This is a genomic window from Mesorhizobium sp. M8A.F.Ca.ET.218.01.1.1 (genome assembly GCF_004791165.1).
Taxonomy (GTDB): Bacteria; Pseudomonadota; Alphaproteobacteria; order Rhizobiales; family Rhizobiaceae; genus Mesorhizobium.
Genome location: NZ_SRUZ01000012.1, coordinates 119,774 through 145,303, shown reverse-complemented (window position 1 = coordinate 145,303; position 25,530 = coordinate 119,774). Strand labels below are relative to the sequence as shown.

General features: G+C 64.5%; 25 protein-coding genes and 1 tRNA gene. 14 read left to right on the top strand and 12 right to left on the bottom strand.

The genetic code is table 11. From position 1 onward, the window contains the following. A complete protein-coding gene (locus EN861_RS32205) occupies positions 1 to 801 on the bottom strand; it encodes a hypothetical protein (protein WP_135867579.1) in 801 nt (266 codons plus the stop codon). Between the two features lie 155 nt (positions 802 to 956). Here EN861_RS32205 and EN861_RS32200 point away from each other — a divergent pair, with 155 nt between their 5' ends. After that, positions 957 to 1,997: a sugar-binding transcriptional regulator gene (locus tag EN861_RS32200; RefSeq protein WP_245511776.1), complete on the top strand. Its 1,041-nt coding sequence runs from the start codon at positions 957 to 959 to the stop codon at positions 1,995 to 1,997. On the opposite strand, the gene EN861_RS32195 is transcribed toward EN861_RS32200, so the two are convergent. Genes EN861_RS32195 through EN861_RS32185 form a run of 3 tightly spaced genes read right to left on the bottom strand, consistent with a single transcriptional unit; the run spans position 1,984 to position 5,158 of the window. Next, the gene (locus EN861_RS32195) at positions 1,984 to 2,835 is read right to left on the bottom strand and encodes a TIGR01459 family HAD-type hydrolase (protein ID WP_135867578.1); all 852 of its coding nucleotides are present in this window, start codon (positions 2,833 to 2,835) and stop codon (positions 1,984 to 1,986) included. The genes EN861_RS32200 and EN861_RS32195 overlap by 14 nt on opposite strands. Continuing rightward, entirely contained in the window at positions 2,832 to 4,106 is a 1,275-nt protein-coding gene (locus EN861_RS32190) for an FGGY-family carbohydrate kinase (protein ID WP_135867577.1), read from the bottom strand. Before EN861_RS32190 ends, EN861_RS32195 begins: the two co-directional genes overlap by 4 nt. 11 nt (positions 4,107 to 4,117) lie before the next feature. Beyond that, on the bottom strand, positions 4,118 to 5,158 hold the full coding sequence (locus EN861_RS32185; RefSeq protein ID WP_135867576.1) for a class II aldolase/adducin family protein: 1,041 nt from the start codon (positions 5,156 to 5,158) through the stop codon (positions 4,118 to 4,120). A 180-nt stretch (positions 5,159 to 5,338) separates the two neighbouring features. Between EN861_RS32185 and EN861_RS32180 the strand changes: the two genes are divergently transcribed. The 8 genes from EN861_RS32180 (at position 5,339) to EN861_RS32145 (ending at position 13,172) form a co-directional block, all read left to right on the top strand. Continuing rightward, complete coding sequence (locus tag EN861_RS32180; RefSeq protein ID WP_127279097.1) at positions 5,339 to 6,121, top strand: DeoR/GlpR family DNA-binding transcription regulator; 783 nt, start codon at positions 5,339 to 5,341, stop codon at positions 6,119 to 6,121. Next, positions 6,118 to 7,497, top strand: a complete 1,380-nt coding sequence (locus EN861_RS32175) for a carbohydrate kinase (RefSeq protein WP_135867575.1) — start codon at positions 6,118 to 6,120, stop codon at positions 7,495 to 7,497. The genes EN861_RS32180 and EN861_RS32175 overlap by 4 nt, the downstream gene beginning before the upstream one ends. Beyond that, entirely contained in the window at positions 7,494 to 9,038 is a 1,545-nt protein-coding gene (locus EN861_RS32170) for a sugar ABC transporter ATP-binding protein (RefSeq protein ID WP_127279099.1), read from the top strand. The genes EN861_RS32175 and EN861_RS32170 overlap by 4 nt, the downstream gene beginning before the upstream one ends. Beyond that, a complete protein-coding gene (locus EN861_RS32165; RefSeq protein ID WP_127279100.1) occupies positions 9,035 to 10,033 on the top strand; it encodes a ribose ABC transporter permease in 999 nt (332 codons plus the stop codon). Before EN861_RS32170 ends, EN861_RS32165 begins: the two co-directional genes overlap by 4 nt. Before the next feature lie 79 nt (positions 10,034 to 10,112). Continuing rightward, positions 10,113 to 11,051 carry an ABC transporter substrate-binding protein gene (locus tag EN861_RS32160; protein WP_127872188.1) on the top strand — a complete coding sequence of 313 codons (939 nt, stop codon included), beginning with the start codon at positions 10,113 to 10,115 and terminating at the stop codon, positions 11,049 to 11,051. Positions 11,052 to 11,122: 71 nt separating this feature from the next. Beyond that, positions 11,123 to 12,016, top strand: coding sequence for a sugar phosphate isomerase/epimerase (locus EN861_RS32155; protein ID WP_135867574.1), 894 nt, complete (start codon positions 11,123 to 11,125; stop codon positions 12,014 to 12,016). Positions 12,017 to 12,149: 133 nt separating this feature from the next. Further along, positions 12,150 to 12,503 (top strand): cupin domain-containing protein, encoded by a 354-nt coding sequence (locus EN861_RS32150; protein WP_127279584.1) that lies wholly within the window; start codon positions 12,150 to 12,152, stop codon positions 12,501 to 12,503. 198 nt (positions 12,504 to 12,701) lie between these two features. Further along, complete coding sequence (locus tag EN861_RS32145; protein WP_245464445.1) at positions 12,702 to 13,172, top strand: hypothetical protein; 471 nt, start codon at positions 12,702 to 12,704, stop codon at positions 13,170 to 13,172. Positions 13,173 to 13,250: 78 nt separating this feature from the next. Here the strand turns inward: EN861_RS32145 and EN861_RS32140 are convergent. After that, positions 13,251 to 13,327, bottom strand: a tRNA-Arg gene (locus EN861_RS32140). An 80-nt stretch (positions 13,328 to 13,407) separates the two neighbouring features. Further along, the gene (locus EN861_RS32135; protein ID WP_127279582.1) at positions 13,408 to 14,571 is read right to left on the bottom strand and encodes a M20 aminoacylase family protein; all 1,164 of its coding nucleotides are present in this window, start codon (positions 14,569 to 14,571) and stop codon (positions 13,408 to 13,410) included. A gap of 215 nt (positions 14,572 to 14,786) precedes the next feature. Between EN861_RS32135 and EN861_RS32130 the strand changes: the two genes are divergently transcribed. Further along, positions 14,787 to 15,953, top strand: coding sequence for a D-alanyl-D-alanine carboxypeptidase family protein (locus tag EN861_RS32130; RefSeq protein ID WP_127279581.1), 1,167 nt, complete (start codon positions 14,787 to 14,789; stop codon positions 15,951 to 15,953). 4 nt (positions 15,954 to 15,957) lie between these two features. Next, positions 15,958 to 17,076: a GTP-binding protein gene (locus EN861_RS32125; protein WP_127279580.1), complete on the top strand. Its 1,119-nt coding sequence runs from the start codon at positions 15,958 to 15,960 to the stop codon at positions 17,074 to 17,076. 9 nt (positions 17,077 to 17,085) lie between these two features. On the opposite strand, the gene EN861_RS32120 is transcribed toward EN861_RS32125, so the two are convergent. The 5 genes from EN861_RS32120 to EN861_RS32100 form a co-directional block, all read right to left on the bottom strand. Continuing rightward, complete coding sequence (locus EN861_RS32120; RefSeq protein ID WP_167531493.1) at positions 17,086 to 17,319, bottom strand: sulfurtransferase TusA family protein; 234 nt, start codon at positions 17,317 to 17,319, stop codon at positions 17,086 to 17,088. A gap of 5 nt (positions 17,320 to 17,324) precedes the next feature. Further along, entirely contained in the window at positions 17,325 to 18,653 is a 1,329-nt protein-coding gene (locus EN861_RS32115; RefSeq protein ID WP_135867572.1) for a murein L,D-transpeptidase family protein, read from the bottom strand. Positions 18,654 to 18,891: 238 nt separating this feature from the next. Beyond that, positions 18,892 to 19,842, bottom strand: coding sequence for an acetyl-CoA carboxylase carboxyltransferase subunit alpha (locus EN861_RS32110; protein ID WP_127280199.1), 951 nt, complete (start codon positions 19,840 to 19,842; stop codon positions 18,892 to 18,894). A gap of 98 nt (positions 19,843 to 19,940) precedes the next feature. After that, a complete protein-coding gene (locus EN861_RS32105; protein WP_135867571.1) occupies positions 19,941 to 20,858 on the bottom strand; it encodes a site-specific tyrosine recombinase XerD in 918 nt (305 codons plus the stop codon). 33 nt (positions 20,859 to 20,891) lie between these two features. Further along, positions 20,892 to 21,044 carry a histidine kinase gene (locus EN861_RS32100; protein WP_127280197.1) on the bottom strand — a complete coding sequence of 51 codons (153 nt, stop codon included), beginning with the start codon at positions 21,042 to 21,044 and terminating at the stop codon, positions 20,892 to 20,894. Positions 21,045 to 21,255: 211 nt separating this feature from the next. On the opposite strand from EN861_RS32100, the gene EN861_RS32095 reads away from it, so the two are divergent. From EN861_RS32095 to EN861_RS32085, 3 genes are read left to right on the top strand one after another with little or no spacing between them, the layout of a single operon-like run. After that, positions 21,256 to 21,867, top strand: coding sequence for a shikimate kinase (locus tag EN861_RS32095; RefSeq protein WP_135867570.1), 612 nt, complete (start codon positions 21,256 to 21,258; stop codon positions 21,865 to 21,867). After that, positions 21,864 to 23,000, top strand: a complete 1,137-nt coding sequence (aroB, locus tag EN861_RS32090) for a 3-dehydroquinate synthase (RefSeq protein ID WP_135867569.1) — start codon at positions 21,864 to 21,866, stop codon at positions 22,998 to 23,000. Before EN861_RS32095 ends, aroB begins: the two co-directional genes overlap by 4 nt. Position 23,001: 1 nt before the next feature. Beyond that, complete coding sequence (locus tag EN861_RS32085) at positions 23,002 to 23,892, top strand: HlyC/CorC family transporter (protein ID WP_135867568.1); 891 nt, start codon at positions 23,002 to 23,004, stop codon at positions 23,890 to 23,892. Between the two features lie 95 nt (positions 23,893 to 23,987). Here EN861_RS32085 and EN861_RS32080 read toward each other — a convergent pair whose 3' ends face one another. Beyond that, positions 23,988 to 25,529 (bottom strand): SpoVR family protein, encoded by a 1,542-nt coding sequence (locus EN861_RS32080; protein WP_135867567.1) that lies wholly within the window; start codon positions 25,527 to 25,529, stop codon positions 23,988 to 23,990. Position 25,530 lies beyond the last annotated feature (1 nt).

Here is a 25,530-nt window from a genome sequence, read left to right as displayed (position 1 = left end):
TTACGGCAAGTGCGCAAGCAAGGTGGCGAAGACAGGTGTCAGTTCATCGACCGGGCTCGCCTTGGCGCAGGCCTGGACAATGCGCTCATGACGTATATCGGCGGCCAGCATCGCGATCTCCAGCATGTCTGGCTCCGGCGCGCCGTCGCGGCCGGTTGTCGCCAGGCCGCAAGCCAGGACGACCGGCGCCAGGCAGCGTATATCGAGCGCCCGGCCGCCAGCAGCATTCGATTCCGGCGCGGCTTCGCCAAAGCGGACCGGGCGCTGGTTGAGCAATTCGATCAAAAGCGCCGCGCAGGTGGCCGCGATTGCCTGCAGTCCGGCACCCGGCGCGGCCAGCGCGGCCAACAGATCGCCATGGCGCTTGCGCATGGCCGCGTGGACGGCGGCAAAACCGGCTTCATGGATACGGGCATTCTCGATCTTCAGCCCGGCAAGCACGGCCTTGCTCAGATAGTACATGTCGCGCCGGAACAGGCGCTCGGCGTTCAATTGCTGGTCTTCGTCCCCGGCCGGAAAATAGGTGCCGAGACCTTTGACGGTCGTTCCATCGACGCTTATCGGGCGTTCATGCGGGACGAAGGATTCGGCGATCGACAGCGCTTCGTCGACGGCGCTCGCGGCATGGCTGAGCAGGCCTTCGATGCCTTTGCCCGGAAACGGCGGAAGATGGCTGGTGGCTTCGCGCAGGGCGCTGGCGTCGCCGCTGCCGTCATGACGGCTCTGGCGGATGATGTCGCGGACTTCCCGCAGCCGGTCCTTGAGGTTGACGCGGACGTCTTCGGAGATTTGTCGGAGCATCGCGGTTTGCCTCGAATGTGCCGTGCGGGGCCAGCTGCAGTAGGGCGGCCACCGACTCTACATTGTTCCTATCGATTGGTAGATCAATAGGCGATACTAGACCAGCACGCAGAATCGGCGACGGCGCGCGTCCGCCGCCGCGGGGGAGGGATGATTTGGCCAGGGGACGACAAATCGAGGAAAAGGGGGTCGAGGAAAGGGGGGCCACCGAAAGGCGGGCAGGAGCCGAAGCGACCGAGCCGGTCATCAGCGAGAGCCGAACGGACCGCCTCAGGATCCGCGCCGCCTGGATGTATTTCGTCGAGCAGATGACGCAGAACGAGATCGCCGATGTGCTTGGCGTCGGCCGCGTCACCATCGTGCGCATGCTGGCGGAGGCGCGGTCGCGCAACGAGGTCAAGATCACCATCGAGAGCGAGCTTCTGGAGATCGTGCGGCTGGAGCGCGCGCTCGAAAGGACCTTCGGGCTGCAGCAGGCGCTGGTGGCGCCGTTGACCGCGGCCAATGCCGATCCGATCCCGGCGATCGCCGCCAAGACCGGCATGTTCCTGTCCGACGCGATGAAATCCGGCATGCAGGTCGGCGTCGGCTGGGGCAATACGCTGTTCCACACCTTGCCGTTCATCAGCGCCAAATCGCTGACCGATTTCAAGGTGATTTCGCTGCTTGGTGGCGTCGGCGTCGCGCGCCGGGTCAACCCGGCCGAGTTCGCGTGGCGCTTCGCCCAGATTTTCCAGGGCGATGGCTATCTGATGCCGACGCCGGCCGTCGTCGACAGCGTCGAGACCAAGATCGCGCTGGTCGAGCGCTGCGGCCTGCAGGAGGTTTTTGAGATGGCCGACGCGCTCGATGCCGTTCTGCTGAGTGTCGGCGGCATCGCTTCGGCCACCACCTTCTCGCGCGGCGGCTTCCTCAGGGAAGCGGACCGCGAGGCGCTGCTGGCGCGCGGCGCCGTCGGCGACCTTCTGTTCCATTTCTACGACCGCAATGGCGATCTGGTCGACCATCCCGTCAACAACCATGTGATGTCGGTGGATGTCGACCGGCTGCGCAAGGCGCCGATCCGCATTCTGACCTCCGGCGGCGCGGAGAAGACCGACGCGCTGCTCGGCGCCATGAATCTGATTGCGCCGACAATCCTGATCACCGACGAGGAAAGCGCAAGGCGCATGCTGGATGCGGTCAGCGAAAGCTGAACGATCCCGTGATGTAGTCCGGCCAGGCCTTGTGCTCGCCGAAAACAGCGGCGAGGTCAGGCGCGCCGGCCAGGATCCCACCCAATACCAACGCGGTGGCGATGCCGACACCATTGCCGCCTGCAATATCGTGTTCGACGCTGTCGCCGACGCAGACCACGCTGTGGCGGTCCGGCTCGCCTGCCAGTGCAAGTGCGGCATCGAAGATCGCCGGATAGGGCTTGCCGATGCGGGTGACGCCGCCGCCCAGGTTCTCGTAGAGATCGGCGATCTCGCCGGCGCCGAAGCGCGGTCCGACCGCCGTCAGCATGATCCTATCGGGATTGGTACAGAAGCACGGCACTTGCCGCGCCGCTGCCGGGCCCAGCAGCCGGCGATAGTGGTCGAGGTCGTGGCGGTCCCCCTCACTGGCCGAGATCAGCACCAGTTCGGCGTCCTCGCCGGCCTCTGTCAGCGCGAAGGGCAGGCCGTCGATCGCGCTGCGGTCGCCGTCGCGGCTGATCAACAGGCATTTCGTGCCGGACCGCAACACTCCTGCCGCCGCCATGTCATGGAAACGTCGCCACGCTACCTCGCCGGAAGACACAAAATGGTCCCAGCTGCCGACCTCGAAGCCGAGCTTCAGCAGGCGATCCTCGTTGGGCCGGGCGCGCTTGCCGGAATTGGAGATCAGCACCACGGTCTTGCCGGCGCGCTTCAGCGTGGACAATGCCTCCACCGCACCGGGATACGGAGCTTGGCCGTCATGCAGCACGCCGAACTGGTCGAGCAGGAAGACCTGGTAGCGTTGCGCCAGCTTCCCGATGCCGTCGAGACGTTCGACCTTTTTCATATTCATAGAAGCCCTGCCTCGCTGGCGCCTTTCAGCGCCAGCCGTGCCGTACCGGCGGCGGCCTCGTCCGACAATGCCGGCAGGAACGCGACGCCGAGCTTGCGCTGCCGGATCGCGCTCCATACCGGGTTGGCGGCGCCGCCGCCGACGCTGCGAATGGAGGTCAGGGCCGGCGCGCCGAGTTCGGCCAGCCTGCCGTAGCCAAGCGCTTCGATGGCCGCCATGCCCTCGAACATCGCCTTGAGGTAATCTGCATCGTCAGCAGGCCGTGGGGTGAGACGCGGCGGCAAGGCCGGATCGGCGATCGGGAACCGCTCGCCCGCCGTCCCAAGCGGATAGTAGTCGAGGCCGGTCTCGGTTGTGGGATCGATCATCGCGCTGAGTTCGATGATCCGCGTGAGCGGAAAATGCTGCGCCAGCACCTTGCCGCCGGAATTCGAGGCGCCGCCAGCCAGCCAGGTGTCGCCAAGACGATGGCTGTAGATGCCAAAGCGCGGCGCAGAGATCGGCCGGTCGGACAGGATCTTGATGGTCAGCGAGGACCCCAGTGCCGTGACGCCGTCGCCGGCCGCCGTGGCGCCTGTCGCCAGGAACGAGGCACAGCCGTCCGTGGTGCCGGCAACCACGACCACATCGCGCGGCAGGCCGAAAAGCGCGGCGGCGGCCGCGGTGAGCGTACCGATGACGTCGCCCGGCTCGACGACATCAGGCAGCAAATCCATGCGCATGCCGGTGGCTGCGATCCAATCCGGCCAGCGGCGCGCCTCGACGTCGTAACCGGTCTTGAGCGCATTGTTCTCGTCGCTGACGTCGAAGCCCCCGGACAGGTTGCCGGCGATCCAGTCGGCCTGGTGCAGCACGGCCGCTATGCCGGGCAGATGCTGGTACCGGAGCGCCTTGGCCAGGCCTGAAGTCGCCCCGTGGGCGGCGCTCGCTTCCGGCGCCGCGCGGGCGATCGCGGCCAGGATGTCGCCGTCATCGACCTTGTCGTTGTACATCAGCGGCTCGGCCAGAGGCCGCCCATCAGCGTCGACCGGCAGCAGGGTGCCCGATGTGCCGTCGATGGCGATGGCGCGGATCGCGGCGCGGTCGACGCCCGAAATCAGTTCCGTCAGCGCCGCCTGGACCGCCTGCCACCATGCCGAGGGGTCGCGTGGGTTCTGGCCGAATTTGTCGAGCCGGACAGCGGACTGGCCGGCAATGGAAAAATCCTGACGCATGGCGACGGCGCGGGCGCCGGAGGTGCCGATGTCGATGCCGACGACAAGTGGCGTCATGTCGTCCCTCGCTAGGCCGTGCCGGCCGCATTGAGCTTCTGGCGATACTGCTCGGCGTCCCAGTTGACCAGTTCGTCATTCTCGGCGGCGGTGAGATAGTTCAGCCGCGCCTTGCCATCGACGCGCGCGGTCACGTCGGCAAGGCAACGCTGCATGGCGTCGGCACCGGCGCCGGCGTCGCCGCGCATCAGCACGCCGGCGCCGGGAAACAGGATCGCCACGGGTGCCGCGCCGAGCCGCGCGGTGACGCCGGCCACGTTCTCGCCCGGCCTCGCAACCACCGAGCCCTGGCCTAGAAAGATGATGTGGTCCGGATAAAGGCTGCCGCCCTCGGCCATATCCAGGCTTTCCGAATCGAGCGCGACCGCATGCGCTTCGACATCCGCCGGCAATCGGTAGTCGCCGGCGAGCGCCGTCAAGGCGGCGATATCAGGCGGGGCGGTGGCGCGCGCCGGCCGCGCCAGCAGCGACCGGACGCGGTGCAGCAAAGCCTCCGCCTCGGCGACGGTTTCGGCAGCAACCACCAGCCCGTGATTGCCAAGGATCAGCACGTCGACCCCGGGCCGCAATTTCGCGGCAATGCCGCGGGCGAGCGGCAGACCCGGCCGGAAATAGGGCACCCAGGCCCATTCGATGCCATCCAGTCGCCTGGCCACCTCGGCCTCGCCATCTGCTTGCACGGCAAGCGAAATCGTGTCGACGCAATGGACATGCAGCACCACGCGTTGCGGCATCAAGGCATGCACGGTGGTCTCGATCGACGGGCGCAGGCCACGCGGATTGAGGTCTTCGATGGCGAAGGCCTGTGGCCTGTCGGCGGTTGGATCGCGCTGTTCGACGGCCTCGAGCAGCGGTGCCATCGCCACCGGCACCATGATGTCGGCGCTGAGCGCATCCTTCAGCCAGGTGCCCGAGGCCTTGATCCACAGCGTGTCGCCGGCCTTCAGCGAGGTGTTGCCGCCCGCCGCCTGCGTCATGTGCGGGTTCAGCCCGATGCTGGCCGAAAGCGCCCGCAAGGCGGCCAGTTCCTGTGCATCAGCTTGGGTTGCCACGGCGCCTTTCCTCCAACGTTTGCATGCGATCCCGTCACCGGGTTGCTGCTGGCGCTGATATCGCAGATATGAGCGATCTGCGTCAACAGTGATCTACTATCATCAAAACAAGCTTGCAATCCGGCTAGTGTTGATTAAGTTGCACCAATTGCCGTGGGAGATGGCGTCAGGGAGGAAGGGTTGAGCGACTTCGGCCGCCAGCGTCAGATCGTCGAACTGCTGCGGGACCGCCCGTTCGCCTCCGTGCGCGAGCTGCAGGAGCGGCTCGGGGTCTCGGCGGCGACGGTCCGGCGCGATATCGACCGGATCGACGAGGCCGGTGAAGCCCGCAAGGTCTATGGCGGCATTTCTGCACTCGACGGGGCTTCGCATGCGGGCGTCGCCTATGCCCGGCCCTATGACGAGAACCGTGACCTTGCCGTCGAGGCCAAGCGGCAGATCGCAGCCGCCGCCGCGACCATGGTGCGCGATGGCGATGCGGTCATCGTCCATGGCGGCTCGACCTGTTTCCATCTCGGCGTCAAGCTCGCCGACCGCAACATCCGGCTCTACACCAATTCGATGCCGCTCGCGGCCTATCTCAGCGACCATGGCCATTGCAGCCTGACCGTCGCCGGCGGTGACCTGCACCGCGAGCCCGGCATCATCCATTCACCGACCCAGGCGACGCCCTTCTATGCCTCGAAATTCTTTCTCGGGACGCAAGGCCTCAACCAGGAAGGGCTGCTGGAATCGCATCCGCTGCTGGTGCGCTCCATCGTCGATCTCAGCCTCTGCGCCGATCAGATCGTGGTGCTGGCCGACAGCCGCAAACTGTCGATCCACGCGCGCAATGTCGCGCTGCCGCTGTCGCGCATCGGCACGCTGGTGACCGATGACGGCCTCTCCGATGCCGATGCGCGCATGCTGGAGGACGCCGGCGTCATGGTGCGGATCGCTTCGACCTCGGGAGCCCTCGCGTGAACGTGGCGGTGCTCGACTTCGGCAAGACCAACTCGAAGCTGTTCGTCTTCGGCCAGGACGGGCGCATTCTCGACGAACGGCGGACGCAGCCGAAATGGGTGCAACAAGGCGGCTTCAGCGTACTCGACGAGGCAGCACTCCATGACTGGGCGTTCGGCGCCGTCACCGACGCGGTCGAAAACCATGGTGTGGAAGGGGTGATGGTGTCGGGTCATGGTTGCACCTTCGCCCTTGTCGACGGCAAGGCGCTGACCCATCCGATCCTCGACTACGAGCAGGAGCCGCCGGCCGAAATCGCGGTGCGGATCGACCGCCGCATCCCGGATTTCGCCGAAACCTTTTCTCCCCGCCTGCCGCTCGGCTTCAACTATGGCCGTCATATGCTGTGGCTGCAGCAGGTCGATCCCGACGCGTTTTCGAACGCGACATCAATTCTGGGCTATCCCCAGTACTGGAGCTGGCGCCTCGGCGGCAGGCCAGTCTCGGAAGTCTCCTATCTCGGCTGCCATTCGCATTTATGGGCGCCGCGCGAACGAGATTTCTCCTCGCTGGTCGACGCCGAGGGCTGGCGCGGCCAGATGCCGGCTTTCGAACGTGCTGGCGCCGTCATCGGCGAGCAGCGCTTCGGCAATACCGAGCGATCGATCGCCATCCACAATGGCGTCCACGACTCCAATGCGGCGCTGTACGCCTATCGCCGGCAAGGGCTTGGGCCGCTGACCGTCGTCTCGACCGGCACCTGGGTCGTCGTGCTCAATCCAGACTGTCCGCTCGAGGCGCTCGACCACGAGCGCGACATGCTGGTCAATGTCGACGTCGATGGCGGCCCGGTGCCGACCATACGATTCATGGGCGGGCGCGAGTTCGCCGTCATCAGCGGCGGCTGGCAAGGCGCGATCCCGCTAGGCTCGATACAGCAGGCGCTCGACGCCGGTCTCATGGCACTGCCGAGTTTCGCGCCGGGTGGACCGATATCGGACCGTAGCGGCGAAATCATAGGCGGTACGCCCAGCGCCGTGCAACGCGCGGCGGTGGCGTTGCTCTACGTTGCGCTGATGGTCGACCTTTGCCTCGATCTCATCCATTCCGATAACACGGTGATCGTCGATGGCGGGCTGAACACTGGCGGCCTGCTTGCCGGACTGCTGGCGCAACTGCGCCCCGGCCAGACCTTCCTGCAAGGCGCCTCGTTGGAAGGCAGCGCCACCGGTGCCGCGGCGCTCGCCTTCGAGAGCCTGGGACGCGACTTCGCCGCCGAGCCGCCGGAGCCGGTGCGGGCGACGCAATTCGGCGGTCTTGCCGGCTATCGCGAGGCCTGGCGCGACCGCTTTGCCGGGCACGGTGCCGCCGCCAAGGCAGCGGGTGGTGCGCGATGAGCGCGGCAGTCCAAATGCAGACGACACGCCAGCCGGTGCTGGAGATGCGCCACATCTCGAAGACCTTCGGCGCGATCCGCGCCCTGCAGGACGTCTCGCTCAGCGTCCACGCCGGCGAATTGCACGCGCTGATGGGCGAGAACGGCGCCGGCAAGTCGACGCTGATGAAGGTGCTGTCGGGCGCCTATCGGCCGGACCCCGGCGGCGAGATCCTGATCGATGGCGCGCCCGCCGCGACCGGCGATCCGATCAAGGCTCGCGCGGCCGGCATCGCGGTGATCTACCAGGAGCTGTCGCTGGCGCCGAACCTGACGGTGGCGCAGAACATCTTCCTCGGCAACGAGCCGCGGCGCTTCGGCGTCGTCGACCGGGACCAGTGCAACCGGCGCGCTGCCGAGATCGTCGACCGGCTCGGCGTCGCCTTCTCGGCGCGTGCCCTGGTTTCCAGCCTGTCGCTCGGCGAGCGCCAGCTGGTCGAGATCGCCCGGGCGCTGTCGACGAATGCGCGCATCATCGTCATGGACGAGCCGACCACGTCGCTGACCTCGCGCGAGACCGACCGGCTGTTCGAGGTGATCGCGACGCTGAAGGCGCAAGGCATCGCCATCATCTACATCAGCCATCGCATGGAAGAGGTCTACCAACTCGCCGACCGCGTCAGCGTGCTGCGCGACAGCGGCTATGTCGGTACGCTGGAGCGCGCCGACCTCAACGCCTCGCGGCTGGTGTCGATGATGGTCGGCCGCGATCTCTCCGCCTTCTACAAGAAGGATCATCGCCCGCCGGACGAGAAACGCGCCGTGGCGCTCTCGGTGCGCGGCATGTCCGACGCGCACTTGCTGAAGAACTGTTCGTTCGACCTCCACCACGGCGAGGTTCTGGCGCTGGCCGGCCTCGTCGGCTCGGGCCGCACGGAGCTTGCCAGGCTGATCTTCGGCGCCGACAAGCGCAGCGCCGGCACGATGGAACTCGACGGCAAGGCCGTGACCATCGGCTCGCCGCGCGAGGCGCTCGATGCCGGCATCGCCTACCTTACCGAGGACCGCAAGGAACTCGGCCTGTTCCTCGACATGTCGATTTCCGACAACATCAGCATGGGCGTGCTGGCCAGGGACGCACGAGCCGGCGGATTTCGCGATTTCACCGCCGCCGACAGGAGAGCGGCGAAGGCCATTGCCGACCTCTCCATCCGCACCGGCTCGGCACAGGCCAATGCCGGCTCGCTGTCGGGCGGCAACCAGCAGAAGGTGCTGCTCGCGCGCCTGCTGGAGACGGAGCCGAAGGTCGTCATCCTCGACGAGCCGACCCGCGGCGTCGATGTCGGCGCCAAGTCGGAAATCTACCGGCTGATCGACAACCTCGCCAACAAGGGCATCGCCATCCTGATGATCTCCAGCGAATTGCCCGAGGTGATCGGCGTCGCCGACCGCGTGCTGGTGATGCGCGATGGCGCGATCGCTGGCGAGGTGACGGCATCGGAAGGCAAGCCGCTTCGTCAGGAAGCGATCATGGAACTTGCGACGGGAGCGTCTCAGCGATGACAGACAGGACGACCGGGACGAAGAGTGTGGATCAAGCGGCGGTCAGGAGCCGGCGGCTGCGCACCGCGCTTGCGGCCCTTGGCATGCTGCCGGTGCTGGTGCTGCTGGCCGCTGGCTTCCAGTTCATCAATCCGCGCTTTCTGACCGGCACCAACCTGCTGATCGTCACGCAGCAATCGTCGATCAACATCGTGCTTGCCGCCGGCATGACCTTCGTCATCCTGACCGGCGGCATCGACCTGTCGGTCGGCTCCATCCTTGCCGCCTCCGCGATGGTGGCGGTGCTGGTGTCGCTGGTGCCGGACTGGGGCCTGCTCGGCGTGCCGGCGGCCATCCTGGTCGGCCTTGGCTTCGGGCTCATCAACGGGTTGCTGGTCGCCTATATCAGGCTGCCGCCGTTCATCGTGACGCTCGGTTCGCTGACCGCCGTGCGCGGCGTTGCCCGCCTGCTCGGGCAGGACACGACGGTGTTCAACTCCGACCTGCCGTTCGACTTCATCGGCAACGGTTCGGTGCTCGGTATCCCCTGGCTGGTCATCATCGCGCTGTCGGTGGTGGTGCTGTCCTGGCTGGTGCTCAAACGCACCGTGCTCGGCACCTGGATCTACGCCGTTGGCGGCAACGCCGAGGCTGCGCGGCTGACCGGCATCAAGGTGCCGTTGGTGCTGCTCTTCGTCTATGGCGTTTCCGGTCTGCTCGCCGGCCTTGGCGGCGCCATGTCGGCGGCCCGGCTCTACGCCGCCAACGGCCTGCAACTCGGACAAAGCTATGAACTCGACGCCATCGCCGCCGTCATCCTCGGCGGCACCAGTTTCGTCGGCGGCGTCGGCTCGATCTGGGGCACGCTGATCGGCGGGCTGATCATCGCGGTGCTCTCCAACGGGCTCATCTTGGCCGGTGTCTCGGACATCTGGCAGTACATCATCAAGGGATTGGTCATCATCGTGGCGGTCGCCCTCGACCGCTACCGGCTCCAGGCAGGGGCAAGAACGTGAGTGACCTGGTCGCCGGCATCAACGACCGGCTCGTGCAACGCACCGTGAGAGGCGCGGTGCATCGGAGGAAGTAAGCGTAATGAAGATCATCACCAGACTGCTCTGCGGCGCCGCTTTCGCGGCCGTCGCCATCGCGCCGGCATCGGCCAAGGACCTCAACAAGGTCGGCATCTCGGTCGGCCTGCTCGGCAACCCGTTCTTCGTCGCCACCATCAAGGGCATCGAGGATGCGGCCAAGAAGATCAATCCGAAGGTCGAGGTGACATCGGTATCGGCCGACTACGACCTCAACAAGCAGGTCTCGCAGGTCGATTCCTTCATCGCTGCCGGCGTCGACGTGATCATGCTCAACGCGGTCGATGCCAAGGCGATCGCACCGGCTGTGAAGAAGGCGCAGGCCGCCGGCATCATCGTCGCCGCCTTCGACGTTTCGGCGCCGGGCGCCGATGTCACCGTGATGACCAACAACGTCAAGGCCGGCGAGGAAGCCTGCCAGTACCTGGTAGACCACACGGGCGGCAAGGGCGACTACGTCATCCTCAATGGACCGGCGTCGTCGTCGATCCTGGAACGTGTGAAGGGCTGCAAGAACGTGCTTGCCCAGCATCCCGACATCAAGATCCTGTCCGACGACCAGAACGCCGAAGGTTCGCGCGACGGCGGCCTGAAAGTGTTCCAGTCGCTGCTGACCCGTTTCGACAAGATCGACGCGGTGTTCGCCATCAACGATCCGACGGCGATCGGCGCCGAGCTCGCCGCCAAGCAGCTCAATCGTTCGGAGTTCATCTTCACCGCGGTCGACGGCGCGCCGGATATCGAGAAGGAACTTTCTTCCGGCAAATCGATGATCAAGGCTTCGGCCTCACAGGATCCCTATGTGATGGCCGGCCAGTCGCTGACCATGGCGGCCGATCTGCTGGCTGGCAAGAAGCCGGCGGAGGCCACCGTGCTGCTCGACCCGAAGCTGATCACGGCCGAGAACCTGAAGGACTACAAGGGCTGGACCGCGGCCCGCTAAGCCTCCCAAGGCTGGTGCGGCCGGCGCGATCCGGCCGCACCCATTCTCCCACCTCAATGCCGGAGACGATCATGTCGCGCATCGGAATCCATTCTTTCGTCTGGTCGGCAGGCTCGGCGCAGCACGAACTCGAACGCACGCTGGCCAATACCAAGGAGGCCGGTTTCGACCTGATAGAATTCTCCTATCTCGACCCCGCCGACGTCGATATTGGCGGGCTTGCCAAACGCATCGCCGATCTTGATCTCGGCGTGGCGATCAGCATCGGGTTGCCTGGTGATGGCGACATATCGAGCGCCGACAAGGCGATCGCCGCGCGCGGCGTCGAGATCCTCAACCAGACCATCGCGTTGACGCGCGACCTTGGCGGCGGCAAGGTCGCCGGCATTCTGTCGGCCAGCCATGGGCTGCAGGTCGAGGCGCCGACACGCGATCAATGGAACCGCAGCGCCGCGGCGCTGGCCAAGGTTGCCGAGACGGCGAAGGCGGCCGGCGTCACGCTCAACCTGGAAATCGTCAACCGCTTCGAAAGCAATCTGCTCAACACCGCCGCGCAGGGCCTGGCGTTCATCGAGGACACCGGGTCGGATAACATCTTCCTGCATCTCGACACCTTCCATATGAACATCGAGGAGGCCGATGTCGGGCTCGCCATCCGTCACGCGGCAGCCAAGATCGGCTATGTCCATATCGGCGAAAGCCATCGCGGCTTCCTCGGCACCGGCAACATCGACTTTGCGGCGATTTTCGATGCGCTGACCGCAATCGGCTACGCCGACGATCTCAGCTTCGAATCCTTCTCCTCGGAGATCGTCGACGAGAACCTGTCGAAGAAGACCGCAATCTGGCGCAATCTGTGGACCGACAATATGGCGCTCGCCAAACACGCGCGCGCCTTCATCGGCCTCGGACTGGAGACGGCGCAACGCAAGGCTGAACTCGTCTCGGCGCCGCATAAACCGTAGCGACTCAAGGTCGGCACGGCAACGGGAGGCATGCCCGGATGCGCGGCCGCGCCTGTTTAGCATGGCGCGGCATTGCTCCCGTCATGTGCATCGGCTATCCGACCTCGAACATATGAAGCAAACGGAGCCCGGCATGACGAACAAGACCATTCTCAAATTCGGCGCGGTCGAGCACGCGGAAGCCGGCGATCTGCCTGGCTGGATCGCGGTCGAGGGCCAGCCGACCATGCAGACCGCCGTCCAGCACACGACCGCGGATGGCAAGGTGATATCGGGCACATGGCGGGCGTCGCCCGGCACCTATCATGCGACCTACACCGATTATGAGTTCGTGCACATGATCGCCGGCCGTATCATCATCACGCCCGACGGGGGCACGCCGATCGAAGTGGGCCCCGGCGACGCCTTCGTAGTGGAAGCCGATTTCAAGGGCACCTGGAAGATCATCGAGCCGGTGACCAAGCATTTCGTCGTCCGGGTCGGCTGAGCCGGCCTGATCGCATTCGCGCATGAAAAATCCCGCCATGGTTCGCCATGGCGGGATTTTCGTTTGCGGCATTGGTTTCGACGGGTTGTTCCCTCGTTCAATGACCAGATGCATCGTAATGGGCCAGCACGTCTGGCACGGCATTTGCTGCTGTGGCGAGGCGGCCACAAGGCCGTCCCCATCCAACGGTTGGCAACGATGCATTTTCGTCAGTTTCTCATCGGAATGACCGCAACGTCGGCGTCCGTCGCGCTCGCGGCCTATTTCAGGACGGGTTCGCCATGGGTCGCCCTTGCATGGGCCGCCGCCAGCGCAACCCTGCTGCAAGCCGGCTACTTCATGCTGATCGTCAGGGAGATCTGTCGGCCGGCCGTCCCGGAAAGAACAGCGGCAAACCAGGATGCACGCCAGCCCGAGGTTCGGCTGCCGGTGCGCCTGCTTACGCTCGTTGCGATCACCATGCTGGCCAGCGCGGCGATGACGCAGACGACCCTTGCCGATGACGATGACACTTACTTCGACTGCGTCATCGGCAAGGCCGAGGCGATCATGAAACGGCAAACGCACAGGGATGCCGAAGCAGCGCTGGTGAAGGCCTATGCGCTGTGCCAGCCGATGGAACCGTCCCAGGAAGCGTTCTTGTCGCCCGGACCTGCCGCAACTGGTTGAAGTCGTTGACAATCAATGAGGGTTGTTTGCAACACGGTGCGACGTGGTCACCGCGAAAATCCAACCCTCTGATTTCGTTGGTGATCCCGACAGGAATCGAACCTGTGACCTACAGATTAGGAATCTGCCGCTCTATCCTACTGAGCTACGGGACCACGCGGCCCGACACATAGCCGCTTCGGACCGTTTCGCCAAGAGGCCGGCCGAAGGCAATTCGGCCGGCGCTTTACATGCATCAGGCGGCTAGCGCCGTCTCCGCCAGTTTTACCCAATAGCTCATGCCGTGCGGGATGGCTTCGTCGTTGAAATCATAGGCCGGATTGTGGAGACCGGCGGTCTCGCCATTGCCGATGAAGATGAAGGCGCCCGGCCGGGCTTCCAGCATATAGGAGAAGTCCTCGCCGCCCATCACCGGCTGGATCGCGCGGTGCACCTGGGCATCGCCGGCCACGTCGGCGGCCACGTCGCTGGCGAACACCGTCTCATCCGCATGGTTGAACGTCACCGGGTAATTCGCGTCGTAGTCGACCTCGATCGTCGCGCCATAGGCGGTGGCCAGCCCCGCGCAGATCGCGCGGATACGCTCTTCCGATTTCTTGGCCACCTCCTTCTTCAGCGTGCGCACCGTGCCGGCGATCTCGGCCGATTCCGGGATGATGTTGTAGGCGTCGCCCGCGTGGAACTTGGTCACCGACACCACCACGGCCTCGACTGGATCGGTGCTGCGCGAGGCGATCGTCTGCAAGGCGCCGACCAGCTGGCTGGTGATGACGATCGGGTCGATCGTGCCGTGCGGCATCGCCGCATGGCCGCCCCGGCCTTTCACGGTGATGGTGAATTCGGCCGTCGCCGCCATGATCGGGCCTGGACGGATGGCGAACTGGCCGACCGGCAGGCCCGGCATGTTGTGCATGCCGAACACCTTCGCGATATCGAAGCGCTCCATCATGCCGTCCTTGACCATCTCGTTGCCGCCGCCGCCGCCTTCTTCCGCCGGCTGGAAGATGACCGCCACGGAGCCCGTGAAATTGCGCGTCTCGGCGAGATATTTCGCCGCACCGAGCAGCATCGCGGTGTGGCCGTCATGGCCGCAGGCATGCATCTTGCCCGGAACGGTCGACGCGTAGGGCTTGCCGGTGATCTCCTTGAGCGGCAGCGCGTCCATGTCGGCGCGCAGTCCGATTGTGGGGCCTTCCCCCTGACGGCCGCGGATGATGCCGACGACGCCCGTCTTGCCGAGGCCGGTCACCACATCGTCGCAGCCGAACTCTTTCAGCTTTTCGGTGACGAAGGCCGCCGTCTTGAAGACATCGAAGTTCAGTTCTGGCGTCTGGTGCAGATGCTGTCGCCATGCGGCGACTTCGTCCTGCATTTCGGCGGCGCGGTTCAAGATTGGCATGTTGGTTCCATTTCGTTGTTGGTGCAGCCGGCTTCAGCCCGATGTTTTGGAATCGTGATTGTCAGGCGCTTTGCCATGTTGGCGTCACATAGGGTAAATAGCACCGCAATAATGCGGTCCGGTTTTTGAGGGTCGGATCCTTATGCTGGCGGTCACGTAACGAAATCTTACGGAGCCAGGGGCAATCAGGGCAAGAGGCGATTTCGGATTCGATCATGCGGCACAGGCATTTCCTCAAACTATTCCCGGCTGGCGCAATCATGCTGTCGGTCCTGGCTGGGCCGGCGCTGGCCAATCCGGTGGTGGTCTTCGACCTCAAGAGCGGCCAGATCCTGCAGCATCAGGATGCGTTCAAGCGCTGGTATCCAGCCTCGCTCAGCAAGCTGATGACCGCCTATGTGACCTTCAGGGCGATCGCGGCCGGGGAAGTCCAGCTCGATTCGCCGATCAAGGTGACCAAACATTCCGCCGGGGAACCGCCGAGCAAGATGGGTTTCAAGCCCGGCTCGGTGATGCGGCTCGACAATGCGCTGAAGATGATGCTGGTCAAATCGGCCAATGACATCGCCATGGCGGTCGGCGAGAATGTCGGCGGGTCGCAGGCAGCCTTTGCCGAAAGGATGAACGCCGAGGCGGCCCGGCTCGGCATGAACGGCACCCATTTCGTCAACCCGAACGGGCTTTACTCGCCCGACCAGTATACGACGGCGCGCGATCTCTCGATCCTGGTGATGGCGATCCGCCGCGAGTTTCCGCAATATGCGCCGTGGTTCTCGATCGAGGGGCTCGCGGTCGGCAAGAAGGCCATTTCCAACTACAATCTCCTGATCGGCCGCTATCCCGGCGCCGACGGCATGAAGACCGGCTTTGTCTGCCCGTCCGGCTTCAACATGATCGGTTCGGCGACCCGCAACGGGCGTACGCTGGTGGCGGTGGTGCTTGGCGAGAAGTCGGCGATCAGCCGTGCCGAAACCGCGGCCAAACTGCTCGATCAAGGCTTTGACGCGCCTGCCGCCGGGTCGACCACCGTCACCACGCTGGCGCCCTACGGCGATCTGATCTCGCCCAACGACATGCATGACGAGGTCTGCAAGAAGAAGACGAAGGCGGAGCAGTCCGAGGCGCCGCCAGCCGTCGCCGCCAAGGACGTGCCGAAATCGCCCTATCGGGAGAAGCTCGACCATGTGCCGACACTGGTTGCCGTCGGCCTCGGCGGCGCCACCGGTCCGGCGCCGAAAGCGATCCTCGACGAGGGCGCGCAGGAATATGCCGACGTGCCGATTCCGCCTTGGCGGCCCGACAAACCCGTACCGGCCGGCACGGGTCCGAAAGTCGTGGGTGCCGCCGCGCAAGGCGACCAGCCGACCAAAGCCGCGAATTAACCCGATGAGCGGTTTCCCGATACCCGTCTCGGTGCTGACCGGCTTTCTCGGCGCCGGCAAGACGACATTGCTCAACCGGCTCCTGAAGGATCCGGCCTTGGCCGACACCGCGGTCATCATCAACGAGTATGGCGAGGTGGCGATCGACCACCTGCTGGTCGAGCAGGCCTCCGACGGCATCATCCAGCTTTCCGACGGCTGCCTGTGCTGCACGGTGCGCGGCGAACTTGTCGACACGCTGGCCGACCTGGTCGACCGGCTGCAGACCGGCCGTATTGCCCGGCTTGCCCGCGTCATCGTCGAGACCACGGGACTGGCCGACCCGGCGCCGGTGCTGCAGTCGATCATGGCCCATCCGGCGCTGGTCCAGGCTTTTCGGCTCGACGGCGTCATCACCCTGGTCGATGCGGTCAACGGTGGGGCGACACTCGATGCGCATGTCGAGGCGGTCAAGCAGGTTGCGGTGGCCGACCGTATCGTGCTCTCCAAGGCCGATCTGGTCGCTGATCCCGGCGATCTCGAAACGCTGCGGGCGCGCTTGCGCCAGATCAATCCCGGAGCTCAACTGCTCGATGTCGGGGAGACGAAGACCGGCGTGGCGGCGCTGTTCGACTGCGGCCTCTACAATCCTGCCACCAAGTCCGCCGACGTGCGGCGCTGGCTTGGTGAAGAGGCTGCGCATCACGACCATGTTGACCATCATGGCCATGATGATCACGAGCATGCCCATGCCCATGCCCATGCCCATCGCCACGATCAGCGCGTAAAAACCCATTCGCTGGTGCATGACGGCCCGGTGCCGTTTTCAGCCATCGAGATGTTTCTCGATCTCCTGCGTTCCACGCATGGCGATCACCTGTTGCGCATGAAGGGCGTCATCGAATTGCAGGAGGATTCGTCGCGGCCCTTGGTCGTGCATGGCGTGCAGAAGATCCTGCATCCGCCGGTGCGATTGCCGTCCTGGCCGGACAGCCAGCGCGGCACGCGGCTGGTGCTGATCACGCTCGACATGCCGGAAGACTATGTGCGCCGGCTGTTCGCCGCCTTCACCAACCGGCCGTCGGTCGATACGCCCGACCGCGCGGCGCTGGAAAACAACCCGTTGGCGATCGCCGGACTGTAAATCTTTCGATTATTGCTCGCCGCGCTCGACCAGAAAGCGATGGCCGCCTGAAACCGACGCTGTTTCGATCAGCTGGTGGCCGGCGTCCGAGCAGAAGGCGGGGATGTCGATGACGGCCAGCGGGTCGGTGGTTTCCAGCCAGAGCCGGCTGCCCGGCTGCATGCCGGCCAGCCGCTTCTTCGCCTTCAGAACGGGCAGAGGGCAATTCAGCCCCTTCAGATCATAGACGGTGTCGCTGGCCACGGCGATCAGCCGCCGAACATGCCGAGCAGCTTGTTCTTCAGCTTCGTCACCCGGCTTTCGTCCGCGCTGGCGGCCTGCGTTTCGGCCGGCTGGGCTTCCGTCGGAGCAGCAATGGTCGCAGTGGCGACGGGAGCTTCCTTGGCGGCCTTGGCCGCTTCCTTTGCAGCCACGGCTTGCGCCTTGGCGGCTTCCTTTTCTGCCAACGCCTGCGCCTTGGCGGCTTCCTTGGCCTGTTTGGCGGCCTCAATGGCAGCCAGCCTCTGCTCCTCGGCCTTCTTCTTGGCCGCGTTCTCGGCGTCGAGTGCGGCCATCTTGCGGCCGGCGGGCGAATCGATGCGGCCCATGCGCGCCGTCTCGGTCACCGAACCGTCGGTGTTGAGGGACGGCGGATCGATCGGCACGCGTTCTCCACGGGCCCGGCGCTTGGACCAATCGGAGACGATGCTGGCTTCTTTGATACCGGCAATGGTCGGTTTTGGTGGCGGCACGCTGGCCTTGAGCGCGCTGTTGAAGGCCGCGTCATACGTGCTTTGATAGGCGTTGTAGGCGCTCTTCAGCGAATCCGGTTGTGTGGTCGCCGGGCAGGCGCCGGTCGGATCGAAGGTCTGGCCGTCGGCGGCAACCTGGTTGAAGACGTAGCGCTTCTCGCAGACGTCGACCTTCGGCGGCACCTTGGTGACCTCGAAATTGTCGTAGCCGACCTTCAGCATCTTCCAGAACTCATAGTTCGGGTCGTTGCGGTAGCGCGCCATGTTGGCCGCGGTCATGCGGAACGGAAAGGCCTGGATCTGGAATTCGGTCTGTCCGCCCTGGAAGGCATCGCGGCCGAAGGCATAGATCTGTTCGATCTGCGCATCGGTCATCGAATAGCAGCCCGACGACGAGCAGGCGCCATGCACCATCAGGTTCTGGCCCGTGCGGCCATTGGCACGGTCATAGGCGTTGGGGAAGCCGATGTTGAAGGACAGATGGTAGTTCGAGCGCGGGTTCATCTGCGACGGCCGCACCGTATAGAAACCTTCCGGCGCCTGGCGGTCGCCCTCGGTGTATTTCGGCCCGAGCTTGCCCGACCATTTGCAGATATCGTAGCTCGCCACCATGTCGTAGCGACCATTGGTCTTGGCCTTCCAGATTTCGAGCTTGCCTTCTTCCTTGAAGATACGGGCCATTACCGACGAGGTGCGGATCATGCCCTTGGCCTTCATATCGGCCAGGATCTTGTCGGGCAGCGGCTTGTTGGCTTCCGGGGCAAAATCCTTCATCGACGAATCATTGCAGCCGGCAACGACTATCGAGGCAATGAGGATTCCGGTGCGGGCGAACTTGGCAAACATGGATACGGCTATGTCTTTTTCCTCGGGCCAAAGGCTTCGCAACAGCCGAGCCCGTATGCTGAACACCGACGGACCGTAAGCCCGTTAACCTTGAAAATTCCTTACCGCAAGCTTCGACAAACCCCTCACGGCAATTTCATTGAACCGAATCCGGCGGCATTTTTGTGGCGAAAGCGCTCATTGCCGCCACATTGCCGTGGGCACGGGGCTTCGATGGTCCCATTGTGCCGTCAGACGGTCAGAGGCTACGGCCCATCGCCAGGTATTTCTCGCGGCGCTGTTCACGGAAATCGGTGTTGGCGCCGGCGAATTCCTTCATCGTCTTGGCGATAAGGTCGCCGGTCGCGGCTATCACCGTTTCGGGCGCGCGCTGGGCGCCGCCCATCGGCTCGGGGATGATGGCATCGATGATCTTCAGTTCGAGAAGATCCTGCGCGGTGATCTTCATGTTGGTCGCCGCGTCCTTGGAGCGCGTCGTGTCGCGCCACAGGATGGAGGCGGCGCCTTCCGGCGAAATCACAGAATAGATGGCATGTTCGAGCATGTAGACGCGGTTGGCGGTGGCGATCGCGATGGCGCCGCCGGAACCGCCTTCGCCGATGACGACCGAGATCGACGGCACCTTGAGCGCCAGGCAGGCAGACGTCGAGCGGGCAATGGCTTCGGCCTGGCCGCGCTCCTCGGCGCCGACGCCGGGATAGGCGCCCGCCGTGTCGACCAGGGTCAAAAGCGGAATCTTGAAGCGGTCGGCGAGTTCCATCAGCCGCACCGCCTTGCGATACCCTTCAGGACGCACCGAGCCGAAATTGTGCTTCAGGCGGCTCGCCGTGTCGGAACCCTTTTCCTGGCCGAGGATCGCGACAGGTTCGCCGCGGAAACGGGCAAAGCCGCCGACGATCGCCTGATCCTCGCCAAAATTGCGGTCGCCGGCGAGCGGCGTGAAGTCGCTGAACAGGCCCTTGATGTAGTCGACGCAGTGCGGCCGGTCGGAATGGCGCGCCACTTGCACCTTCTGCCACGGCGTCAGTGCCTTGTAGAGTTCGCGCAGCGCGTCGCGCGAACGCTTCTCGAGCCTGGTGATCTCGTCGGCGACATCGACCGCCTCGCCGTTCTCGGCAAGCTTCTTGAGCTCGAGGATCTTGAGCTCAAGATCCTGCACCGGCTTTTCGAAATCGAGGTAATTGTACATGCTTGAGCGGACCGATGCGTCGGAAGGCAAGGACTGCGGAACCGTTGAAACCAAGGCTCCGGGCGGTGAAATGTCGTCCTCACATAGCGATATGAGGCCTAGTCGGCAAGCGGATGATGATCGTTGACCAGCCGCACCAGCCGCTCCTCAAGCACGTGGGTGTAGATCTGTGTCGTCGATATGTCGGCGTGGCCAAGCAGTTGCTGCACGGCCCTGAGATCGGCGCCGTTCTGCAGGAGGTGGCTGGCGAAAGCATGGCGCAGCACATGCGGCGATATTTTCGCCGAGACGATGCCGGCGCGCGCCGCCAGCCCTTTCAGGTCACGGGCAAAGACCTGGCGCGAGAGATAGCCGCTGTCGGATGCTGCCGGAAACAGGAACGGGCTGTCGCCGAAGGCAGGCACCTTGGCCCGGGCGTCAAGCCAGCTCCGCATCGCCGAGCGCGCCTTGGCCGACAGCGGCACCATGCGTTCCTTGTCGCCCTTGCCGCGCACCATGAAGAAACGGTCGTCGCGCTGCGCGACCGTGACCGGCAGGCCGACGAGTTCGGAAACGCGCAGACCCGTGGCGTAGAGCACTTCGACCAGCGCATGCAAGCGCAAGGCCGCCAACCTGTCGGCATGACCGAGCCCGGCATCGCCGGCTTCGTGCGCGGCGCGGTCGATCAGCCGGCCGGTTTCGGCCTCGCTCATCGTCTTGGGCAGCGGACGGCCCTTCTTAGGGCTGTCCAGCGTGCCGGTCGGGTCGTCGGCGCGCAGGCCTTCGGCATAAAGGAACTTGAAGAACTGGCGGATTGCCGACAGTTTGCGCGCCTGCGACGTCGGCGCGAAGCCGCGCCCGGCGATGTCGTCGAGATAGGCGCGGATGTCGGCGGCACCTGCGCGGGCAAGTCCGCCGTCGATCCCGTCGGAAGCATCCTCCAGATCGCGGCGATAGGAGGAAAGCGTGTTCTCGGCCGCTCCCCGCTCGGCGCTCATCATTTCCAGGAAGGCCTCGATACGGGCGGCGCTGTTCATTTCCTTGAGGCGGTTCCGAGACAGTTTTGCTGTTCAGTTTTTCTTGGGATTGAGCTTTTCGGGCGGAATACGCACGCTCATTTCCGCTCTTTTCGGCTCGACGAACATCACCAGCGCGAACATCGTACCATAGGCAATGCCGGCCAGAATCGCGAGGGTCACGACAAAGCGAAACAGTGTCGGCATCAATTCTCGCCCGTCTTTTTGTTCTGCGTTTCCAAACCCTGTGCCCTTATGGGACGCCAATCCGACCAATTCAAGGAGGAAGCGGGGGCGTGTTGGCAACTTCCGATGCGAGCGTCCCTCTGTCCATATCGAGCCCACGGCACTCGGCACGCTTGACGCAAACCGGCTTTTCATGTCGATACGCCGGCAAAGAGGGCCCAAGAAACAGCTGATGAACGCGCTACAGGCAAATCCTCCAGGCGAGACCCATGCCGCGCTGCTTGGCCGGCTGGGCGGCCGGTCCATTGTCTTTGTCGGCCTGATGGGCGCCGGCAAGACGGCGATCGGCCGCAAGGTGTCGACAATGCTTTCGCTGCCCTTCATCGACAGCGACCAGGAGATCGAGAGCGTGTCGCGGATGACCGTTCCGGAGCTGTTCGAGCGCTATGGCGAAACCGAGTTCAGGGCCCTGGAGCAGCGTGTCATCCTGCGCGTGCTTGAAAACGGTCCGCAGGTTCTGTCGACCGGCGGCGGCGCCTTCATGAATGCGCAGACGCGCGAGGCCATCGCCGCGCACGGGGTCTCGGTGTGGCTGAAGGCCGAGCTCGACCTTCTGATGGACCGCGTTTCCAAGAAGCAGAACCGGCCGCTTTTGAAAAGCGCCGATCCCCGCGCCGTGCTGGAGCGGCTGATCGGGGAACGCTATCCGGTCTATGCCACTTCCGACGTCACCGTGCCGACCCGCGACGACCGCAAGGAGATCATCGCCGCCGAGGTGCTTGAGGCGCTTTGCCGGCATTTCGGCATCGATACGATAGAAGCGACGGGCGAGGTCGAATCATGAGCGCGGATCACCCTGTCATCGTCGAAGTCGGTCTCGGTGACCGGGCCTACGACATATTGATCGGCGCCGGCCTGCTGTCGCGCGCCGGTGCTGAGATTTCGCGCCGGCTGCCGGGCACACGCGCCGCCGTCGTAACCGACGAGAACGTCGCCGCGGCGCATCTCGATACGCTGAAGGCCGGGCTCGAGAAGGGTGGCATCCAGCCCACCGTCATCACGATGCCGCCCGGCGAGAAGACCAAGAGCTTTGCCCATCTCGAAGAGGTGGTCGATGGCGTCCTGGCCGCCAGGCTGGAGCGCGGCGACGTCGTCATCGCGCTTGGCGGCGGCGTCATAGGCGATCTCACCGGTTTTGCCGCCGGCATCGTGCGGCGCGGCATGAATTTCGTGCAGGTTCCGACCTCGCTGCTGGCGCAGGTCGATTCCTCGGTCGGCGGCAAGACCGGCATCAACAGCCCGCGCGGCAAGAACCTCGTCGGCGTCTTCCTCCAGCCCAGGCTGGTGCTGGCCGACACCGAAGTGCTCGACACGCTGCCGATCCGCGAATTCCGCGCCGGCTATGCCGAGCTTGCCAAATACGGGCTGATCGACCGGCCGGAATTCTTCGCCTGGCTGGAAGCGAACTGGGAAAAGGTGTTCGCCGGCGGACCGGAGCGGGCCGAGGCCATTGCCGAGGCCTGCCGCGCCAAGGCCGACGTCGTTGCCCGCGACGAGTTCGAAACGGGCGACCGCGCCCTGCTCAATCTCGGCCACACCTTCGGACACGCGCTCGAAGCCGCCACGCAGTATGACGGCGCTCGGCTTGTCCATGGCGAGGGGGTCGCCATCGGCATGGCGCTGGCGCACCGGTTCTCGTCGCGGCTCAATCTCGCCAGCCCCGACGATGCGGCCCGCGTCGAGGCGCATCTGCGTGCCGTCGGGCTGCCGTGGCGGATGGCCGATATCCCGGGCGATTTGCCCGATGCGGATACCCTGCTTTCATTCATCACGCAGGACAAGAAGGTGTCGCGCGGCGCGCTGACCTTCATTCTGACGCGCGGCATCGGCCAGGCCTTCATCGCCAAGGATGTACCGGCCTCGGAAGTGCTGTCGTTCCTCAGGGAAAGCCATCCAGCCAGCCGGAAAGCCGGCTGAGATGGACAATGGCTGGACCGTCGTCGCCGTCCTTGCCATCATCGTCCTGCTGGTCGTTGCCGTGCGCAAGCGTCTCCTCGCCATGTTCGGCTATGAACTGTCGCGCATCGAGCCGCAGCGCTCGAGCCAGGACGAATTGCGCGGCGCGGTCGACGATTTCCGCCGTGACGGGCAGGTGGTGCGCGAGGACCGCGACCGCATCGGCGGCCTGTTCGACCTCGAAGAGCTCGAAGTTTCCGACGTCATGGTCCACCGCACGAATATGCGCTCGGTCAACGCCGACAATGCGCCGGAAGCGGTGGTGCGCGAGATCCTGCAGAGCCCGCACACCCGCATGCCGCTCTGGAAAGGCTCGCTCGACAACATCGTCGGCGTGCTGCACGCCAAGGATCTGCTGCGCGCGCTGAACGAAGTCGGCAACGATTTCTCGCAAATCGACGTGATGAAGATCGCCTCAAAACCCTGGTTCGTGCCCGACACCACGACCTTGCAGGAACAGCTCAACGCCTTCCTGCGCCGCAAGGCGCATTTCGCCGTCGTCGTCGACGAATATGGCGAGGTCGAGGGGCTGGTGACGCTGGAGGACATCATCGAGGAGATCGTCGGCGAGATCGCTGACGAGCACGATGTCGACATCCAGGGCGTCAAGCAGGAGGCAGACGGCTCCATCGTGGTCGATGGCACGGTGCCGATCCGCGACCTCAACCGGGCGCTCGACTGGAACCTGCCCGACGAGGAGGCGACCACCATTGCCGGCCTCGTCATCCACGAGGCGCAATCGATCCCCGAGGAGAAGCAGGCTTTTACGTTCCACGGCAAGCGCTTCGTCGTGATGAAGCGCGACAAGAACCGCATTGCCAGGGTCAGGATCCGGCCGGCCGGCGACGCCTGAAGCCTGTCTTTATGCTAGTTGCCCCAAGGCCGCTGCGCACTTTTTGATCGATATGCGCCGGGCCTGAGCCACGGCATCGGTGCAACAACCAAGCCTCATTCCGCGATCTGGCTCGTCGACCGTTCATGGACCGTCAGGCCCGTCTCAGCGTCGACGGCGGCCAGGCTGACCTCATAGCCCCAAAGCCTCCGGATGTGACGAAGCGTGGCGTCGCGGCTGGTGTCCTCAAGAAGGATGCCCTGTTTCACCTTGTGCTGCAGTCGCAAATGCCGATCGCCGAGCAGATCGACATCCACCACCTGGATGTCCGGTCGGTTCGCGCCGACGTCGTAGTTGTGAGCGAGCGCGGCGCGTATCTTTTCATAGCCGCGCTCGTTGTGGATCGAGGCGACCTCACAATGCGGCTGGTCGGCAGCGTCGCCGAGCACAAAAAACCGCCATTTCCGGATCAAGGCCGGGCTGAGGTACTGGCGGATAAAGGACTCGTCGCGGTGGTCTGCCCAGGCGTCGAGGAGGACCTCGCGCCAGTTGCCGTGGCCGGCGATGTCGGGAAACCAGTCTCGATCCTCGGCCGTCGGCTTGGTCGAAATGCGCCTGATGTCCTGCATCATGTCGAGGCCGAGAGCGTATGGATTGATGCCCGAAAAACGCGGATCATCGAACGCCGGCTGGAAGACCACGTTGGAATGATTGCGCAGGATTTCGAGCATGGCGCCCTCGCTGATCCGGCCGCGGTCGAACAGCGTGTTCATCACGGTGTAGTGCACGAAGGTGGCGCAGCCCTCGTTCATCACCTGTGTTTGCCGTTGCGGATAAAAATATTGCGCTATGACGCGAACGATCCTGATGATCTCGCGCTGCCAGGGCTCCAGGACCGGACTGTTCTTTTCCAGGAAATAAAGGAGGTTTTCTTCGGGCAGGTTGAGCGATTTCTTCCACTCCGGGTCCTGGACCTTGACGTCGGCCCTTTGCTGCGAATGCGGCAGTGTGCGCCACAGATCGTTATAGGAGCGCTCTTCGTATTCGAGACGCTCGCGAAGCCCTTCGCGCAGTCGCTCCGACGACAGCTTCGGCGGCCGCTGATAGCGGAACACGCCCTGTTCCATCAGCGCGTGGGCGGAATCGAGAACGGCCTCGACGGCAGCGAGACCGTGCCGCTCCTCGCAACGGACAATGTAGCTCTTGGCGAAGTCCAGGTAGCCGAGGATCGCCCCAGCGTCCGTCCACTGCTTGAACAGATGGTTATTCTTGAAGAAATGGTTGTGCCCGAGCGCGGCGTGGGCCGTCACCAAGGCCTGCAGGGCCATGGTGTTCTCCTCCATCAGATAGACGATGCAGGGATTGGAATTGATGACCAGTTCATAGGCAAGCCCGCGTCCGCCTTTGCGATAGAGCAGATCCTGGTGGAGGAAGTGTTTGCCGAAAGACCAATGTCGGTACATCAGCGGCATACCGACTGACGAGTAGGCGTCGAGCATCTGCTGGGAGGAGATGATCTCCATCTGCACGGGATAGATATCGAGATGGAGCTCTTCGACCGCGATCGCCTCGATCGCATCATAGACCCGCGACAATTTCGTAAAATCCCAGTCGGATCCGGAAAAAAGCAGTTCGGAATTAGCGGCTTGTGTGGCCATC